The sequence below is a fragment of the Bacillus sp. CH_70 genome (assembly GCF_038007045.1).
GTDB lineage: Bacteria > Bacillota > Bacilli > Bacillales > Bacillaceae_G > Bacillus_A > Bacillus_A cereus.
The window spans coordinates 2347374-2368803 of sequence record NZ_JBBOWL010000001.1; the positions used below are offsets into that span (position 1 = coordinate 2347374).

Genomic DNA, 21430 nt, shown 5'->3' on the forward strand with positions numbered 1-21430 from the left:
AATGGGAGACGTTATTGATATATATGGTTTATCACCTTTGCAAAAAGGAATACTGTTTCATACTTTATACGATCAAGATGATGAACATTCTTTTTCCTATATTGTACAAGTAGGTTTCTTGCTCGGGGGGCAATTGGATGTTGCTACTTTTGAAAAAGCTTGGGAATATGTTATTCAACGACATGAGGTTCTGCGCTCAGTATTTGTTTGGGAAGAAGTAGAAAAACCTCTACAAGCAGTTTACGAACGTCTTCCTTTTACTATTCATCAAGAGGATTGGAGTACCTATTCGCATGAGGAGAACGAGAAGAAATTACAACAGTTTTTGACTGCAGATCGTAGGAAAGGATTTTTATTGGATGAAGCACCATTGATGAGAGTCACTGCGATTAAAGAAGCAAAAGAGGAAACGAGAATTATCTGGACACATCATCATATTTTGCTAGATGGATGGAGTGTGTCATTGGTCTTTAGTGAAGTGATGGAAGTTTATCTCAAGATGATAAAGGGAGAATTGTTGAATCTTCCTAAATCTCTTCCTTATAAAAAATATATTCAATGGATAAATAAACAAGATCAAAGTCAAGCAGAGGAATTTTGGAAAGAAGAATTAAAAGGGTTCTATGCACCCACTCCATTAGCAATGGAAAGAAAGGATCAAGGACAAGAGAAGGGTTATGGAGAGTTTGCTTATCAAGTATCTGAGGAACTTACTGAGAGTTTACAAAAGTGGGTACGAAATAGTCGATTAACGTTGAATACGTTAGTACAAGGTGCATGGGCTTATTTGCTGAGTAGGTATAGCGGTGACAGTGACGTCGTATTTGGCGTAACTAGCGCTGGACGTCCTACTGATTTAATAGGAGCAGAGAATATGGTGGGGCTATTTATTAACACATTACCTACCAGAATTCGATTAACGGATAATGCATCAGTAGTAGATTGGCTTCGTAAAATACAAATGAAAGAAATGGAACGAAGACAGTATGAGTATAATTCGTTGATAGATATTCAAGGCTGGAGTGAGGTTCCGCGAAATTGCTCCTTATTTCATACCTTGTATGTGTTTGAAAATTATCCAATTCAAGGTGAGAGAAATGATGATTTAAGATTACTAGATGTTAAAAGCACGGAACAAACAAATTATCCTTTAACACTCATTGTAATGCCCGGTAAGAAAATTACTTTAAAGTTGATGTATGATCGAAGCTATTTTAATGAAGAAACAATAAATCTGATTCAGAATCACTTATTGCAAATATTAATTCAGATGACGAAGAGCCTAGATTCAAAACTATTTGAAATTACTCATTTAACAGAAGAAGAACAAATACAGTTACTAGAGGAATGGAATCATACTCAAGTTAATTATTCGGCTGAAGGCATGATTCATACGATGTTTGAGGAGCAAGTAAAAAAAACACCGGAAGCAATCGCGGCTAGTTACGAAAATGAACAAATTACCTATAAAGAGTTGGAGAAGCGTGCAAATCAGTTAGCTCATTATTTACAAAAGCATGGTGTAGGCCCAGAGTCTCTAGTTGGGGTATATATGGAACGTTCATTACAAATGATGATAGCGTTATTAGGTATTCTAAAATCAGGAGCAGCGTATGTTCCACTTGACCCTACTTATCCAGAGAGTCGACTTCGATATATATTAGAGGATGCTGGAATCGAAGTACTAGTGACGGAAGAAAATTCTAAAAATTTGTTTGTGTCTGAAAATATAGAAACGATTTGTATGAATAAAGATTACACTGCAATTGAAAAAGAAGAAACAACCCCATGTATAAGTGGTGTAACAGGAGAAAATTTAGCGTATGTTATGTATACTTCAGGATCTACAGGGAATCCAAAGGGAGTAATGATTGAGCATTATTCAGTAATTAATTATCTAGAATGGATGCAACATAAATATCCGCTTTCTGAAAAAGATGTGGTCTTGCAGAAAACGCCATTCTCATTTGATGTCTCTGTTTGGGAATTGTTTTGGGGCATTCATGTTGGTGCAAGTGTATCTTTCCTACCTCCAGGTGGAGAAAAAGATCCTTCTATTATAGCTGAAGTGATTAAACAACATCAGGTTACTATAGTTCAATTTGTACCTTCGATGTTATCTGTTTTCTTAGATTACTTCAATCATATTGAATTGAACATGAATTGTTCGTCCGTACGCCATGTATTTTCTGGTGGAGAAGAACTAAGTTCAGGGTTAGTTAGACGTTTTCAACAGAAATGGGATTATAGTGGACAAGTGAAATTAACCAACTTTTATGGGCCAACTGAAGCCACTATTTATGTCAATGCATTTGATATTCAGCCTAATCAAGAATTTGTTTCTATTGGGCAGCCAATACAGAACACGCAATTATATGTATTAGACCAAAATCAACGCTTGCAATCAATAGGAATTGAGGGTGAGTTATATATTGGTGGTGCTGGTTTAGCACGTGGATACTTAAATCGTCCGAATCTTACTGCTGAAAAATTCGTTTCGCACCCATTTCGATTGGGGGAACGACTATATCGAACAGGAGATTCAGTAAGATATCTAACTGATGGAAATATAGAATTTATAGGTAGAATGGATCATCAAGTCAAAATGCGTGGTTTTAGGATTGAATTAGGTGAAATTGAAGCCACTTTAGAAAAATGTTCGTTTATTAAAGAGGCTGTCGTATTAGTTAGAGAAGATCGTCCAGATGATCAACGATTGGTTGCATATGTAATAAGCGATGGAAATACCCAAGAGTGGAGAGAGTATTTACAAAACCAATTACCGAATCATATGATTCCAGCGCACTTTATAGAGTTAGAACATTTCCCGCTTACTCCAAATGGGAAAATTGACCGAAAGGCCTTGCCAGCACCTGATGAGCAAGCTATTGAAGATTTAAATGTGCTACCCCGGACGCCATCGGAAGAGCTTATTGCCTCGGTTTGGAGTCAAGTGTTAGGAACAGAAAATATTGGTATTCAGGATTCCTTCTTTGAACGTGGTGGGCACTCACTACTTGCTACTCAAATCGTCTCTAGATTGCAAGAACTGTTCCAAATTAAAATTCCATTACGTGAACTTTTCAAGCACGATACAGTGGAAGCATTGGCGAAACGAGTGAATCAGTTACGAAAAGAAGATAAAAAACGAGAGGTTGCTCCTCTTGTACCTATGAAAAGAGAAGGAGTTATCCCACTTTCCTATGCGCAGAAACGTCTATGGTTTATTGATCAATTAATGCCAAATAGTGCTATGTACAATATTCATGCAGCGTGTCGCTTAACAGGTAAATGGTCAATTGAAGCATTGGAGGTCGGATGGAATCAATTGTTGGAGCGTCATGAATCATTAAGGACGACAATTCTAGAACAAGAGGGTGAACCTTTTCAACAGGTTCAATCTCATGTGTTCAGACATATTCCTCAAACGAATCTAACAGATCTTTCTTTGGAAGATAGGGAAAGAGAAATGAAACGCCTTATTCAAAACGAGGCGGAGGAACCATTTCATTTTGGACAAGGTCCTCTTATTCGAACACGAATATTGAAAGTGGACAGGGAAGAATGGGTTCTCATTTGTACGATGCATCATATTATTTCAGATGGATGGTCAATGGGAATCTTACTTGAAGAATGGATGGCTTTTTATGAAGGAGCACTAACCGGAAAACCAGTGGAATTGAAGGAGTTATCTATCCAATATGCAGATTTTGTCATGTGGCAGAAGGAATGGCAAAAAGAGGAGAATTTGAATCAGCACCTTCAATATTGGAAGGAAGAATTATCTGGGGAACTACCGGTTTTACAATTACCGATGGATCGTCCTCGACCTGCAGTTCAAACCCATCGTGGTGCAAGTCAGTCCTTAATAGTGGCGAATTCCCTACAGGAAAAGCTCAAAGATTTAAGTTTGCAAGAAGGATGCACTTTATTTATGACATTGATGGCAGCGTATCAAAGCTTCCTTTCTCGTTATACAGGACAGGACGACATTATAGTTGGAAGCCCAATCGCTAATCGAAATGTGAAAGAGATTGAGGGATTAATAGGATTCTTTGCAAACACGTTGGTTTATCGAGCTGATTTCAGTGGAAATCCGACGTTCCAAGAATTATTGTCGCAGGTAAGAAAAAAAGCGCTAAAAGCATACGAGTATCAGGACATCCCATTTGAGAAAGTGGTAGAATTCGTAAAACCTGAACGGAATACAAGTCATTCACCAATATTCCAAACTTTGTTTACTTTACAGAATACGAAACAAGAATTTCTTCAGCTATCTGAAAGACAAATGGAACTCATGGAAAGCCATGCTTCTGTTGCCAAATTTGATTTGAGTTTATTTGCTTCTGAGACGGAAGAAGGATTATCACTAACCTTTGAATATAATACTGATTTGTTTAATGATACAACCATTGAACGTATGGCAAGTCATTTTAAACATTGGTTAAATCAAATTGTCTCTCATCCAAAATGTGTATTATCAGAACTGAATATGTTATCGAAAGTAGAATATAAGCAACTACTAGAGGGATGGAATAAATCGCGTTTTATAGATATGGAAGAAAGTACGATTCATACAATGTTTGAAGAACAGGTGAAAAAAACACCAGAAGCAATTGCAGTAGTGTGCGAAGATGAAGAACTAACATATCGAGAGTTGGACGAACGCTCGAATCAGTTGGCACATTATTTACAAAAAAATGGTGTAACATGCGAATCATTAGTTGGGATTTGCGTTACACGTTCATCTGAGATGATTGTCGGTCTCTTAGGAATTATGAAGGCGGGAGGAGCATATGTCCCAATTGATCCAGCGTATCCGGAAAGTCGACTGCAGTACATTTTAGAAGATGCTCAAATAAAGGTACTGGTGACACAGGAAAATTTACAACAAAAAATGGTTATACCTAAATTCGTCAACGTGATTTGTATTGATCGTAATCGAGCAGAAATAGAACAAGAAGTAACTACAGTATGTACGAGTGAAGTGACGGGCGATAACTTAGCCTATATTATCTATACTTCAGGTTCCACTGGAAATCCAAAGGGAGTAATGATTGAGCACAGGAATACAGTAACAATGATTCATTGGGCGCATCACACGTATTCTCGAAAGGAATTAGCGGGAGTGTTAGCTTCAACTTCGCTATCTTTTGATTTATCTGTTTTTGAAGTGTTTGTTCCCTTAACGATGGGTGGTAAGGTGATTGTCACTGAAAATGCTCTACATCTAGAGAAGTTGTCTACCAAAGGTGTGACTTTGGTTAATACTGTGCCATCGGCAGCGAAGGAACTGGTTCGAGCAAAAACAATCCCTTCTTCGGTAAAGGTGATGAATTTGGCTGGAGAACCATTGCCATATTCGCTTGTTCAAGATTTATACGAGAGAAGTACGATCGAAAAGGTGTACAACCTATATGGACCGTCCGAAGATACTACGTATTCCACGTATATGGAATTAGAAAAGTGTGACATGCATAGGGTACCACAAATTGGTAAACCAATATTCAATACAGAAGTATATGTACTGAGTGCCGAACAAAAAATGGTTCCAATTGGTGTAGTTGGTGAGCTATACATTGGTGGATCAGGGTTAGCGCGTGGATATTTAAACCGCCCTGACTTAACGCAAGATCGTTTTATACCGCATCCGTTTAAAGAAGGAGAGCGAGTATACCGGACTGGAGATCTAGTAAGGTATTTACCAGATGGAAATTTGGAGTATGTTGGACGAATCGATCATCAAGTGAAAATTCGTGGGTTCCGGATTGAACTAGGAGAAATTGAAGCGACATTACAAAGGCATACACTAGTTAACGAAGTTATTGTGATGGTGCGGGAAGATTATCCTGGCGATCCGCGTTTGATCGCCTATGTTGTAGGAGACGGGGATGCTCAAAAGTGGCGTAATTATCTCAAGGATCAACTACCAAATTATATGATTCCAGCCTATTTTGTTGGATTAAATGCATTTCCACTCACTCCTAATGGGAAAATTGATAGGAAGGCCTTACCAGCGCCAGAGAGACAGGAGATAGCAAGTGGTTATATTGCTCCTCGTACGTCTACGGAAAAAACAATCGTTTCGATATGGCATGAAGTTTTAGGTATGGAAAACATCGGAATTCAAGATTCGTTTTTTGAAATTGGTGGCCATTCACTACTCGCTACGCAAGCTGTTTCCAATCTTAAAGAGGCTTTTGAAATCGAGATACCATTGCATGATTTATTTATGTTTCATACGGTGCAGCAATTGGCAGAACAGATTGATCAATTGCTCTATAACAAAAATCAAGAAATGCAGAATGATATTAAGGAGAATGTAAGTCTTCAAGACTATATTCAAAAAGAAGCAGCAGTCAGTAATGATGAAGAATTACTAGAACTGCTTAAGCAATTAGAAGAGCTATCAGAGGAAGAAGCACATGGGATATTCGAGAGTAATTTGATTGAGGAAGGGGTAAAAAAATGAGAAGTGATTTACTTGCAAAGCTGAGTTCACTTTCTCCTGAGAAGAGAGCATGGCTTCAGAAGCAAATGCAAAAAAAGGAGAATAAAGAAGCACTCCCGTTGTCTTATGCGCAACAACGTTTGTGGTTTATGGACAGATTTAACCCAAACAGTTCTTTATATAATATTCCAACAGTATGGCATCTAAAAGGAAATTGGATACCTGAAGCATTAGAGAAGGGATTCAATCGACTCATTGAACGTCATGAATCATTACGAACTGTTTTTAAAGAAGTAGGAGAAGAGCCTGTGCAACAAATTCTCGAATTTCTTCCTAGAGCATTACCTGTAAGGGATTACTCTCAACTTCCTCTAAAAGTAAAAGAAAAAGAGGTAGATAGTTTAATTGCGAGAGAAGCGCAAGAACCATTTGATTTAATGAATGGTCCTTTAATTCGTAATCAGCTTGTTCAATTAGAGAAGGATGAATGGTTATTACTGTGTACGATGCATCATATTATTTCTGATGCTTGGTCCATTGGTATATTCATGAATGAATTACTTGCTTTCTATGAAGAAGAAATGGGTGGAAATCCTGCTAAATTAAGTTCATTATCCATTCAATATGCAGACTTTGCGAAGTGGCAAAAGGAGTGGTTGCAAGGTGATGTGCTAAATCGTCAGCTTACGTATTGGCAGGAAGAATTGTCTGGTGAGCTTCCTATCTTACAACTGCCAGTGGATCGACCTCGGCCGGTTAAGCAGACCTACTCTGGGGCTACGCATCATGTGATTTTTCCTTATAAATTGCTCAGTCAATTGAAGGATATAAGTCGACAAGAAGGATCTACTTTATTTATGACTTTAATGGCCGCATACCAGAGCTTTCTTGCTCGTTATACGGGACAAAAAGATATTCTAGTTGGTAGCCCGATTGCAAATCGGAACCATAAGGGAGTAGAAGGATTAATTGGTTTCTTTGTTAATACGTTGGTTTATCGATCAGATTTGAGTGGCACCCCTACTTTTCGGGAGATTTTGAACCAAACAAAGAAAAAGGCGTTAAAAGCATACGAATATCAAGATATCCCATTTGAAAAAGTGGTAGAAGCTGTGCAACCTGAACGAAGCATGAGTCATTCCCCTATATTTCAGACCATGTTTACGCTACAGAATATAAAACAAGAACGACTAGATTTGCCTGATAGAAGTATTGAAATGGTAGAAAGTAATATGTCTATTGTTAAATTTGATTTGAGCTTAACTGCCTATGAAGTGGAAGAAGGTCTATTCGTCTCATTTGAATACAACACGGATTTATTTGATAGTAGTACCATTGCGCGTATGGCAGTACATTTTGAGAACTGGCTAAATGAAATCACGTATCATCCAGATGAATCATATACAAAGCTGTCAATGTTATCGGATACTGAGCAAAAACAACTCCTAGAAGAATGGAATGATACGGACGTAGTTTATGGTCATGATCGTATGATTCATGAGCTATTTGAGCAACAAGTTGCACGGACACCTGATGCAGTGGCGGTAGTTTATGAGGGTGGAAAGCTAACGTATCAAGAACTGAATGAAAAATCGAATCAATTGGCACATTTTCTACAAAAACGAGGTATCGGACCTGAATCATTGGTTGGTATATGTATTGAACGTTCTCCTGATATGATTATTGGTCTCTTTGGGATTTTGAAGGCAGGTGGGGCTTATGTCCCACTGGACCCAAGTTATCCCGAAAACCGCCTAAGATATATTTTGGAGAATTCACAAATTCAAGTACTGTTAACAAAAGAAACACTACAGGACTGGTTACCTAAAGATATTCAAGCAATTTGTTTAGACCGGGATCAAGTGATGATTTCTAAAGAGAGTAATTTAGCTCCGGTAAGTGGAGTAACAGCAAATAACTTAGCCTATATCATATACACTTCGGGTTCGACAGGAAATCCGAAGGGGGTAATGATTGAACATCATTCCGTTATCAATCGCCTACAGTGGATGCAGAAAAAATATCCATTGTCCGAGGAGGATACAATCCTACAAAAGACACCGTTTTCGTTCGATGTTTCTGTCTGGGAATTATTTTGGTGGTCATTTGTAGGAGCACGTGTTTGTTTACTTCCACCAGGAGGAGAGAAAGATCCTGCGGTGATTGAGGAGTATATTGAACGATACCGTGTATCCACCATGCACTTTGTTCCGTCGATGTTATCTACTTTCTTAGATTATATGGAACTATATAATTCGAAAAGGGATGTCTCGTCTTTAATTCAAGTTTTTACTAGTGGAGAAGCGTTAAACACTGAGCAGGTTCGCCGGTTTAAGGGGATTTTTTACAATGCTCAGCAAACAAAGTTAATTAACTTGTATGGTCCTACTGAAGCAACTGTGGATGTGACTTATTACGATTGTGATTTAGAAAAAGAACCAATGCTTATTCCGATTGGTCGTCCGATTAATAATACAGAGTTGTATGTGTTAGATCAATATCAACAAGTGGTCCCGATTGGTGTGGCAGGGGAACTTTACCTTGGAGGAGTAGGATTAGCACGTGGCTACTTCAATCGACCGGATTTAACTACTGAACGTTTTATTCCGCATCCCTTTAAGGACGGGGAACGATTATATCGAACGGGTGACTTGGTGAGATATATGAATGATCGTAACTTAGAATATATTGGAAGAATAGATAATCAAGTTAAAATTAGAGGATTCCGAATTGAATTGGGAGAAATTGAAGCAGCTTTACATGATCACTCATCTGTAAAAGAGGCAGTCGTGTTGGTGAAGGAAGATCGACCAGGAGATAAGCAGTTAATAGCTTATGTAGTGGGTGAAGGCGATACTGGGGAGTGGCGTGAATATCTCAAGAAGCAACTGCCACATTATATGGTTCCGGCATACTTTTTCAAAATTGAAGGTATGCCACTCACTCCAAATGGTAAGGTGAATCGGAAAGCCTTACTGGAATTAGAAGAACAGTTCATAAGTGAAGATATTACTTCATCACGAACACCAGTGGAGGAGCTTATCGTTTCCGTTTGGAGCCAAGTGTTAGGAATAAAAAATATTAATGTTCAGGATTCCTTTTTTGAAATCGGTGGTCATTCACTACTAGCTACTCAAGTAGTTTCACGTTTACAGGGAATTTTTCAAATCGAATTACCAGTACGTGAACTATTTGAATATACAACGGTGGAGTCACTGGCAAAGCGACTAGATCAGTTACGTAAAGGAGATAAAAAACGAGAGATTCCGCCGCTAATACCAATGAAGCGAGGAGAAGCTATTCCACTATCTTATGCCCAACAACGCTTATGGTTCATTGATCAATTTACACCTAATAGTGCCCTTTACAATATGCCAATGGTATGCCGCCTTACAGGGAATTGGCTACTTGAAGCATTGGAAACGGGATGGAATCAACTAATAGAACGTCATGAATCACTGCGGACGGTCTTTCACGAAGTGAACGGTCAACCCGTACAGCAAATTGAATCGTATGCTTTTCAATCAATTCCGAAAACGGATTTAACTATGCTTTCTTCTGAAGATCAAGAAGAAGAAGTTAAACGTTTAATTCAACAAGAAACAGAAGTGCCATTTGATTTAACAGAAGGTCCATTAATCAGGACAAGTATTTTGCATGTGGGAGAGGAAGAATGGATACTCCTTTGTACTCTACATCATATCATTTCAGATGGATGGTCAATGGGAATCCTACTTGAAGAATGGATGGCATTTTATGAGAAAGCAATGGATGGAAAGGTAGCGGAACTTGAACAATTACCGGTTCAATATGCTGACTTTGCTCAGTGGCAAAAAGGATGGCTAAAGGAGGAGGTGCTTGATCAACAACTCCAATATTGGAGGGAAGAATTGTCTGGGGAGCTTCCTGTACTCCAACTTCCTATGGATCGCCCGCGTCCCGCAATACAAACTCATCACGGGTCGACATACACTCTGGTTCTGCAAGGCACGCTACATGATAAATTGAATGAACTTAGTCGAAAAGAAGGGGCTACACTCTTCATGACGCTTTTAGCTGCATATCAAAGTTTTCTATCTCGTTATACGGGACAAGAAGATATCCTGGTCGGAAGCCCAATTGCGAATCGGAATTATAGAGAAATTGAAGGACTAATTGGTTTCTTCGTTAACACGCTGGTTTATCGAGCTAATTTAAGTGGTAGACCGACATTTCAAGATGTACTATATCAGGTTCGTCAAAAGGCATTGAAGGCGTATGAATATCAAGATATTCCATTTGAAAAAATTGTTGAAGTTGTGCAACCAGAACGAAGTACAAGTCATTCGCCAATCTTCCAGACTATGTTCATCTTGCAAAATATGAAACAAGAGTTTCCGATGTTATCTAGTAGAAGTATTGAAATGATAGAAAGCCATAGTCCAATTGCAAAGTTTGATTTAAGTGTAATGGCAACTGAGACGGAAGAGGGATTACTTTTTACTTTTGAGTACAATAAGGATTTATTCAATGCTACTACTATTGAACGGATGGCAGGACACTTTGAGAAATGGCTACATGAAGTTTCTCATCGCCCACAAAATCCGTTGCATGACCTGAGCATGCTATCAGAACCCGAACGTACTTTGTTATTAGAAACATGGAATGACACTGTAATGGAAATGTCTCATCAGGGTCTTATTTGCGACAGATTTGAGGAGCAAGTAGCAAGGCGTCCGGATGCGATTGCGGTAGTTGATCAAACAAAACAGTGGACTTATGGTGAACTGGATACACAAGCAAATCAGTTGGCAAATGTTTTACGGCGAAAGGGAGTAGCCCCAGAGTCAGTGGTAGGAGTTTATCTTCCGAGGTCAGCTGAGCTAATGGCAAGTTTACTAGGCATTTTAAAAGCTGGTGGAGCTTATGTTGTTTTAGATCCGTTATATCCAAAATCAAGGTTAGAATACATGATTGAAGATGCAGGAATTCAATTTGTAGTGACGGCGGAAGGACAAGAAGGACATTTCGCACACGTCGAAATGGTGAGGTTAGAAGAACTAACAGTGGAAAGCGTAATCGCACCTACACGTCAAATAAATCCAGAGAACTTAGCCTATATTGTTTATACCTCTGGTTCTACAGGAAAACCGAAGGGTGTCATGGTTGAAAATCGCTCATTAATGAATATGGTTTCTTGGCATCAAGAAGTTTATCATATTTCAGCAGAGGATCGTGCGACTCAGATTGCAGGGGTTGCTTTTGATTCGGCTGTCCAGGAGATTTGGCCGTATCTAACTGCTGGCGCAGCACTCTACTTGTCAACAGAGGAACTGAGAATTAATCCAGAAGCGCTAAGGGACTGGCTCATCGATTCACAAATAACAGTTAGTTTTGCACCTACGCCTATTCTGGAAAGACTATTGAAATTATCTTGGCCAGATAAAACGGAGCTTCGTTTTATCATTACTGGTGGGGATCAATTAACGCAGTATCCATCTAACGATATTCCTTTTGCGGTAATTAATCAGTATGGTCCATCGGAAAATACCGTTGTTACCACAGATTGTTACGTACCTGTAGGAGTGACAACAGGTACGCCATCGATTGGTCGACCGATTGCGAATACAGAAGTTTATGTGTTAGATTCTCATCTTCAGCTAGTACCAATTGGTGTAATTGGAGATCTCTATATTGGAGGGAAGAGCCTTGCACGTGGATATGCTAATCGTCCGGATCTTACAAAGGAAAAATTTATTCCACATCCTTTCAAGTCAGGAGAACGTCTCTATTATACAGGAGACAAAGCAAGTTATCTTTCTGATGGTAATCTCCAGTTCCATGGACGTATAGATGACCAAGTGAAAATTCGTGGTTTCCGGATTGAATTGGGAGAAATAGAAGCTGTTTTGCAGGCGCATTCTTCTGTGAAAGAAGCTGTTGTATTGGCGCGAGAGGATAATCAAGGTGATAAGAGATTAGTAGCTTATGTAGTTGGTGAAGGAAGTGTCCATGAATGGCGAGAACATCTACAAACACATTTACCTAATTACATGGTTCCAACAAACTTTATTGAGATGGAATTTTTACCACTTACACCGAATGGAAAGCTTGATTTGAAGGCATTGCCTATACTTAGTGAACAATCCGCTGAAAATACTGTATACCCAAGAACTCCGCTGGAAGAACTTATTGCTTCAGTATGGAGTCAAGTGCTAGGAATAAGAGACATTGATGTTCAGGATTCTTTCTTTGAGCTTGGTGGTCACTCTCTACTTGCTACACAAGTGGTCTCACGCTTACAGGAAGTCTTTCAAATCAAATTGCCAGTACGTGAACTGTTCGAATATTCAACGGTCGAGGCATTATCGAAACGAATAGATCAGTTACGTAAGGGGAGCGAAAAACGAGAAATTCCACCATTGATGCCGATGGAACGAGGGGGAAATATTCCACTGTCTTATGCCCAACAGCGCTTATGGTTTATTGATCAATTTGCACCTAATAGTGCACTTTATAATATGCCAATGGCATGCCGTCTTACAGGGAATTGGTTACCTGAGGCATTGGAGTTGGGATGGAATCAGTTGATAGAGCGTCATGAATCTTTGCGGACTGTATTTTATGAAGAGGATGGCCATCCTATGCAGCAGATTCAACCGTACGTTTTCCGTCCGCTTCTGCAAATGGACTTAACTAAGCTTTCATTAGAGGAGCGAGAAAGAAAGTTGGAGCAATGGATTCAAACTGAAGTCGAATCTCCATTTGATTTAGAAAAAGGGCCATTGTTCCGTGGGAAACTCATAAGAATTTCAGAAGAAGAATGGGTTCTTCTATGTAATATGCATCATATTATCTCAGATGGATGGTCGATGGAAATCTTGCTTCAAGAATGGATGGCATTTTATGAGAATGCGATTGGTGAAAAACAAGCAGAGCTGGAACCACTACCAGTTCAATATGCCGATTTTGCTCAGTGGCAAAGAGAATGGTTGAAAGATGAAGTACTATATCAACAACTTGCGTATTGGAAGGAAGAATTATCCGGTGAGTTACCAGTCTTAATGTTGCCAATGGATCGTCCGCGTCCGCCAGTGCAAACCCACCATGGATTAACTCATAATGTTTTGTTATCGCGCTCATTACTGGATAAATTAAACGAACTAAGTCGTCAAGAAGGGGCCACACTTTTCATGACCTTATTGGCATCGTATCAAAGTTTCCTTGCTCGTTATACGGGACAAACGGATATTATTGTTGGCAGCCCAATTGCAAATCGAAATTATCGAGAAATTGAAGGGCTGATTGGTTTCTTTGTCAATACATTGGTTTATCGAGCTGATTTAAGTAATGCACCGGCATTTCAAGAGTTGTTGTCTCAAGTGAGGATAAAAGCATTGAAGGCGTATGAGTATCAAGATGTTCCGTTTGAGAAAATTGTAGAGGTTATCCAACCTGAACGAAATACAAGCCATTCTCCGATTTTCCAAACCATGTTTACTTTGCAAAATACGGGACAGAAGCTACCAGAACTACATGGAAGAAATATAGAAGTAATGGAAAGTAATGCTCCTATCGCTAAGTTTGATTTAAGTTTAACTGCTGCAGAAGTGGAAGAGGGTTTATTACTTACTTTTGTTTATAGAACTGATTTATTTGACAGCTTAACTATTGAATCCATGGCTGAACATTTTGGGAACTGGTTGAATGTAATCGTGGAGAATCCTGATAAATCATTAGCTAAGTTGCCTATATTGTCAGGATTACAGCAAAAACAGTTGGAGGAGTGGAATAATGATGCTGTAGCATATCCACAGGAAAGTACGATTCATCAGCTGTTTAAAGAGCAAGTAAATCGTACACCTGATGCGGTAGCAGTGGTAGATGAAAAACAGCAGTTAACGTATCGAGAGCTGAATGAAAAAGCTAATCAATTGGCCCACTATCTTCAGCAATGCGGGATTGGGAATGAATCATTGGTTGGACTTTGCTTTGAGCGTTCAGTTGAGATGATTGTTAGTATTATGGGGATTTGGAAGGCTGGAGCAGCCTATGTTCCATTAGACCCATCATATCCAGAAAGTCGTCTACGATATATTTTGGAGGACACTGGAATTCAAGTATTAGTTACGAACGAGTCATTGGAAGACTGGATACCTAAAGAAATCAAGATAGTTTGTCTAGATAGGGATCAAGCAATGATTTCACAAGAAAGCATTCTTTCACCAAAATGTGAAGTAACAGGAGAAAACTTAGCGTATGTTATCTATACTTCAGGATCAACGGGGAATCCAAAGGGTGTCTTGATACAGCATCATTCTGTACTAAACTTGTCGCATGGTTTACAAAAAGAGGTTTTCGAACATGAGATACCATCTAACATGCATGTCGGTTTAAATGCGTCAATTGCCTTTGATGCATCTATCCAGCAATTACAAATGCTGCTTTATGGTTCAAGTTTGTATATTATTCCGAATGAAGTACGAAGTGATCCGGAGCAGTTTGTAGCTTATATTAGGGAGAACAAGTTAGAAATTTTTGATATAACACCGTCATTGCTTCAATTACTTATAGATGCCGGATTGTTAGAAACGTGCGATGGCGTTCATGTTCCAAGTAAGGTACTGGTTGGTGGTGAAGCAATTATGCCGTCATTATGGGAACAGCTAGTAGAGACTGATAAAATACAGTTTTATAATGTATATGGTCCTACAGAATGTACGGTTGATGCAACATGCTATCATATCAAAAAAGATAGTAAGAGAGTAACAATTGGGCGTCCATTGCCTAACGTCCAAACTTATGTATTAGATAGTAATAGGTTGCCAGTTCCAGTTGGTGTGATGGGGGAACTTTATATCGGAGGAGTAGGTCTAGCAAAGGGGTACTTGAATCGTCCAGAGTTAACATCCGAACGATTTATTTCTCATCCATTCAAAGAAGGCGAGAGGTTATATAGAACAGGCGATCTTGTGAGATATCTTCCTGATGGTAATATAGACTACTTAGGAAGAATGGATAATCAAGTGAAGATTAGAGGATTTCGAATCGAACTTGGGGAGATTGAGTCGACTTTACAAGAGCATGACTTGGTAAAAGAGGTAGTTGTAATAGTTAGGGAAAATCAGTCGGGAGATAAGAGGTTAGTAGCTTATGTAGTGGGCGAAGGTAGTGTAGAAGAATGGCGAGAGTATCTTAAAACAAAACTGCCAATCCATATGATACCTTCCTACTTTGTCGAAATGAAAGAATTACCGCTAACCATAAATGGAAAGGTTGATCGGAAATCGTTACCTATACCAGATTATCAAGGAATACAAGAAGGCTACGCGGCCCCAAGAAATGAACGTGAACATAAGCTTTCTATCATTTGGGAACGTGTGCTAGGTTCAAAACGTATTGGTATTTATGATAACTTTTTTGAAATTGGTGGAGATTCAATTCTTAGCATTCAGATTGTCTCTCGCGCAAAGCAAGCTGGTTTACAGTTGACACCAAAACAACTATTTGAACACCAAACGATTGCTGAGTTAGCGCAAGTAGTCAAAGAAGAACAAGGTGTACAAGCTGAACAAGGAATTATAACTGGAGAGACGATACTTACACCTATTCAGCAAAGGTTTTTTGCACAAAATCATCCTAATCCACATCATTGGAATCAATCCATGTTCTTTAGAACGAAAGAAAAATTGGACATAGGATCACTGGAAAAGGCAGCGCGTAACCTTCTACTTCATCATGATGCCCTGCGTTTAAGATATGAACGTTTACCTAATGGGACTTGGGAACAGTGGAATGAAGGAATTGAAGAACAATTGATGCTGACTGTCATTTCATTAGACGAAGTGCCGGAAGCGGATTGGCATGAAGTTATTCAAAAAGAGATTAATGTTGCACAAGAAAGATTGAATTTACGTGATGGTCCTTTAATGAGAATGGTGTATTTTGATGAAGGTGAGGAGACTGGTCGATTATTTTGGACAATTCATCACTTAGCCGTGGATGGTGTTTCTTGGCGAATTTTATTGGAAGATTTGCAAACAGCATATACGCAAGCGGTCCAAGGGCAAAAAATTCAATTACCTATGAAGAGTACATCTTTTAAAGAATGGTCGGAGAAATTACAACATTACGCTCAAACTGGAATATCAAAAGAAGTGCTACATTACTGGGAGCAGCAGGTTGAACAAGACGTAGTTATACTGCCAGTAGATGGTACTATAAGTAATCCAGTAAGCGCAGTAACTGAGGAAATTACTGTGGTGTTAAACGAGAATGAGACCCGTATGTTATTGCAAGAGACTTTAAGCACTCACCGTGTCCAAATCAATGAAGTATTATTAGCAGCATTGGTACAAGCTACAGCAGCATGTACGGGGCAGCCGATATTAAGCGTAGATTTAGAGGGACATGGTCGAGAAGAGATTATTGAAGATGTTGATTTATCGAGAACCGTGGGATGGTTTACAAGTATTTACCCAGTTCATTTAAATATTACTAATGCTAATACGCCAATTGCAGCATTAAAAGCAGTTAAAGAACAAGTTCGCAAAATTCCTAATAAGGGTGTTGATTATGGGGTGTTGCGTTACATGAACACAACAATGTGTGAGCCATTAAGCTCCCAATATACACCGTCTATTAGTTTTAACTATCTTGGACAATTTGACCAAATGTTTTCTAGCGATGCAATGTTTATTCCAGAGAACGAATTTAAGCGTTTAGATCATGCTGCCGGTTCCAAGCGATCGCATGTAATTGATGTAATTGGGGTTGTAACGGATGGAAAACTTCAGTTCACTTGCGTATACAATGTTGGACAATTTGCCAAATCAACGATTCAAAGTATTGCACAGAATATGCTATATCAACTGAGTAGATTGATTCAATCTTCAGATAGAGAATCTGCACTGACCATTTCGGATTTTGCAATGGCTAATCTTAGCCAAGAAGGTTTGACAAATGTACTAAATAAAATGCATCGTGGAAAGAAAAATCAGATTACTGATTTATATCCACTATCACCTTTGCAAGAAGGTATGATCTTCCACACATTGCATGATCAAGGGGATGAACATGTTGCACCGTATATAGTGCAATTGAGTTTTATGATTCAAGGGGAAATGGATATTCCTACTTTTGAGCAGGCGTGGAAATCTGTAATTCAGCGGCATGAAATTTTTCGTACAGCATTTGTTTGGGACGAAATTGAAGAGCCTGTACAAGTGGTGTATGAAAATATCCCATTTAAAGTGAACAAAGAAGACTGGAGTACAATGACAAGTGAAGAGATAGAAGAAAAAAGAAAAGTCTTTTTGGAATTAGATCGAAAACAAGCCTTCCAATTTGATAAAGCACCATTGATGCGGGTAACAGTCATTCAAGAAGGTGAGGAAGAATATCGGATTGTTTGGACACATCACCATATTTTACTGGATGGATGGAGTTTACCATTGGTCTTTAATGAATTACTTACAGTCTATCAGAAGAGAATGAATGGAGAAGCTGTAAAGTTACCTAAATCCTCACCATATAAGAAATATATCCAATGGCTCAGAGAACAAGATAAGGAGCAGGCGGAACAATTTTGGAGAGAGAAGCTAAAAGGTTTTACTGCACCAACTTTACTGGGCTTAGAAAGTAAAGAGGAAGAAAAAGGTTACACAGAGAAGGTTACGTATTTATCAGAAGAGCAGACTCAAGAGTTACAAGGATGGGCTAAACGAAATAAACTTACTTTAAGTACAGTAATTCAAGGTGCATGGGCATATCTCATGAGCCGATATAGTGGAGAAAATGACATTGTCTTTGGTGTAACAAGCTCAGGGCGTTCTACGGAGATTATTGGTGTTGAAAACATCGTAGGTCCTTTCATTACAACGTCACCGACGCGAATTCAATTGATGGATGATATAAAAGTAATAGATTGGTTGCAGAAGTTACAAGAGGAAGAGATAGAAAGAAGACAATATGAGTATGCTTCTTTGACAGAGATTCAGGGGTGGAGTGAGGTTCCTAGAGGTACACCACTGTTCAATTGTTTATATGTGTTTGAAAATTATCCAGTGAAAGAAGAATCTTCAGAAAATCTGGAAATTGGTGAATTGAAAGGGGTAGAACAAACCCACTATCCATTAGGATTGGCTGTAGTTCCAGGAATTCAGTTATCGTTAAAGTTAATGTATGACCGTAGTAAGTTTAATAGAGTAACCATTGAACGAATGCTGGGTCATTTACACAAAGTGTTAATGCAAATGCTCAAAAACATTGATCAAAATCTATCGGAGCTAGTATATATTACGGAGGCTGAACAAAGAAAGCTATTGGAAGAATGGAATAATAATGCTATATCCTATCCACGTGAGAATGTAATTCATCAACTATTCGAAGAGCAAGTAAATCGTACACCTGACGCGGTGGCAGTGGTAGATGAAAAACAGCAACTAACGTATCGAGAGCTGAATGAAAGAGCTAATCAATTAGCCCATCATTTACAGAAATGTGGAATTGGGACAGAGTCATTAGTTGGCCTCTGCTTTGATCGATCAGTTGAGATGATTGTTGGTCTCATGGGAATTTGGAAGGCTGGAGCAGCCTATGTTCCATTGGATCCATCGAATCCGGAAAGCCGCCTGCAATATATTTTACAAGACACGGGAATTAAAGTGTTAGTTACAAATGAGGTATTACTAGGATGGATACCTAAAGACATCAAGACAGTTTGCCTAGATAGGGACCAAGCAATGCTTTCTCAAGAAAGCAAACTTTCACCAATATGTGAGGTAACAGGGGAAAACTTAGCGTATGTTATCTATACTTCTGGTTCGACAGGGAATCCAAAGGGGGCTTTAGTACAGCACCATTCTGTAATAAACCTATCCTATGGTTTACAAAAAGAAGTTTTCTCACATGACATACCTAGTAATATGCGCGTCGGTTTGAATGCGTCAATTGCCTTTGATGTATCTATTCAGCAATTACAAATGTTGCTTTATGGTTCAAGTTTATATATTATCCCAAGTGAAGTTCGCACTAATCCGGAACAATTTGTGTCCTATATTAGGGAGAATAAATTGGAAATGTTTGATATGACACCTTCATTACTTCAATTACTTATAGATGGAGGGTTGCTAGAAATAAGTGCTGATGTTCATGTACCAAGTAAGATATTAGTCGGTGGTGAAGCAATCATGCCGTCATTATGGGAACAGCTAGTAGAGACCGAAAAAATTGATTTTTATAACGTATACGGTCCTACAGAATGTACGGTTGATGCAACGTGTTATCATATTCAAACAGATAGTAAGAGAGTTACGATTGGACGTCCGTTGCCGAACGTTCAAACTTATGTATTGGATAAAAATTTGCTACCTGTTCCAGTTGGTGTAACAGGTGAGCTATATATCGGTGGTGCAGGTATAGCGAGAGGATACTTGAATCGTCCAGAATTAACAGCAGAGCGATTTATCCGTCATCCATTTAATGAAGAAGAGCGTTTATATCGTACGGGAGATTTGGTTCGTTATTTACCTGATGGTAATTTAGATTACTTGAGAAGAATTGATAATCAAGTGAAAATTAGGGGCTTTCGTATTGAACTTGAAGAGATTGAAGCGAATCTAGAGGGGCATCCATTGGTAAAAGAAGCAGTAGTTTTGGTAACAGAGGATAAATTAGGAGAGCAGAGATTGGTTGCTTATGTAGTTGGAGATGGAAGTATGCATGATTGGCGTGAATATCTCAAGAGACAAGTACCGAATTATATGGTTCCTGCACACTTTATTAAGGTAGACGAGATGCCTCTTACAACGAATGGAAAAGTTGATCGAAAGGCATTGAACAATTTAACTATTCAAAGAGAAAATAACTTCTCTACACCAATCATTCCAAGGGATGAAATTGAATATCAGTTGATTAAAATCTGGCAGGATGTGTTACAGATAGAAGATGTCTATGTAAATGATGATTTCTTTAATAGAGGGGGACACTCTCTCCTTGTAATTAAACTAGTTTCAAAAATTAGGGAGAAGTTTGGAAAAGAGATTAAGGTGTCTACATTGGTTAAGAATCCAACAGTGGAAGGAATCGCATGCCTTATTCGTGATAAGTATGATATGACGAAATCAGTATCAGCGCTGGTTCCACTGCAAGAATCAGAAAAAAGACCGTTCTTCTGCATTCATCCGTTTATGGGGAATGTATTCTGTTACATTCAACTAGCAAGATTACTTAAGAACCATTGTTCATTTTATGGTTTACAGAATCCTCTTATAGAAAAGAAAGAAATTGACGAGTTGACCTTGCCGGAAGTAATTCAATTTTACATCGAAGAAATAAAAAGTGTTCAGCCAGAAGGTCCATATCGTCTTGGAGGATGGTCTTTGGGCGGTGCAATTGCTTATAAAGTCGCAACTGTACTAAGGAGTCAAGGTGAGGAAGTTGAGTTGTTGGTACTAATGGATACAAAAGTACCATCAGAGCAGGATTATAAAACAAGAGAAGAAATGCTCTCATATATATATGAGCATTTCATTCCTAGAGATTTTACTGAGCAGGAAGAAGGCCTCATCCATAAACAAGATATGCTTGTGGAGCGATTAATTATGGAAGGAGTACTCCCGCCAGATGCAGATCTTATGAATTTAAAGCAAGTTATCAATGCTCATAGGAAATGCCTGAACTTAATGGCAGAGAATGATTTGATACCATACTCTGGAGAAGTTCTCTACTTTAGTGCTGAGGAAGGAAAAGAGTTGTTTACAGATTGGGGACCTTTATTAAAAGGTAGAGTAAATAGGTATTCAGTCCCTGGATCACATGAGGAAATAGTAGATTCACCTGCAGTTGAAAAAATAGCTATGTATCTACTAAATGAATTTGAAGGAATAAAAGAGAAGTCCATTTTATTAACGGAAAAGTAGAGAGTATAAAAGATGCAAAGCAATGAACGAAAAGGGGAGACCAATACCTGCATATCAAGTGTAGGGAATAATGAATATA

At 38.7% G+C, this 21430-nt stretch carries 2 protein-coding genes; both read left to right on the forward strand.

Annotated elements, in window-relative coordinates:
- Position 1 precedes the first annotated feature (1 nt).
- Positions 2-6472: an amino acid adenylation domain-containing protein gene (locus N2V79_RS12030; protein WP_340719895.1), complete on the forward strand. Its 6471-nt coding sequence runs from the start codon at positions 2-4 to the stop codon at positions 6470-6472.
- On the forward strand, positions 6469-21351 hold the full coding sequence (locus N2V79_RS12035) for a non-ribosomal peptide synthetase (protein WP_340719896.1): 14883 nt from the start codon (positions 6469-6471) through the stop codon (positions 21349-21351). Before N2V79_RS12030 ends, N2V79_RS12035 begins: the two co-directional genes overlap by 4 nt.
- The last annotated feature ends 79 nt before the right edge of the window (positions 21352-21430 follow it).

Excerpts from the sequence above, each read along its gene's own strand:
- N2V79_RS12030 (WP_340719895.1), top strand. The coding sequence starts at position 2 with ATGGGAGACGTTATTGATATATATGGTTTATCACCTTTGCAAAAAGGA.
- N2V79_RS12035 (WP_340719896.1), top strand. The coding sequence starts at position 6,469 with ATGAGAAGTGATTTACTTGCAAAGCTGAGTTCACTTTCTCCTGAGAAG.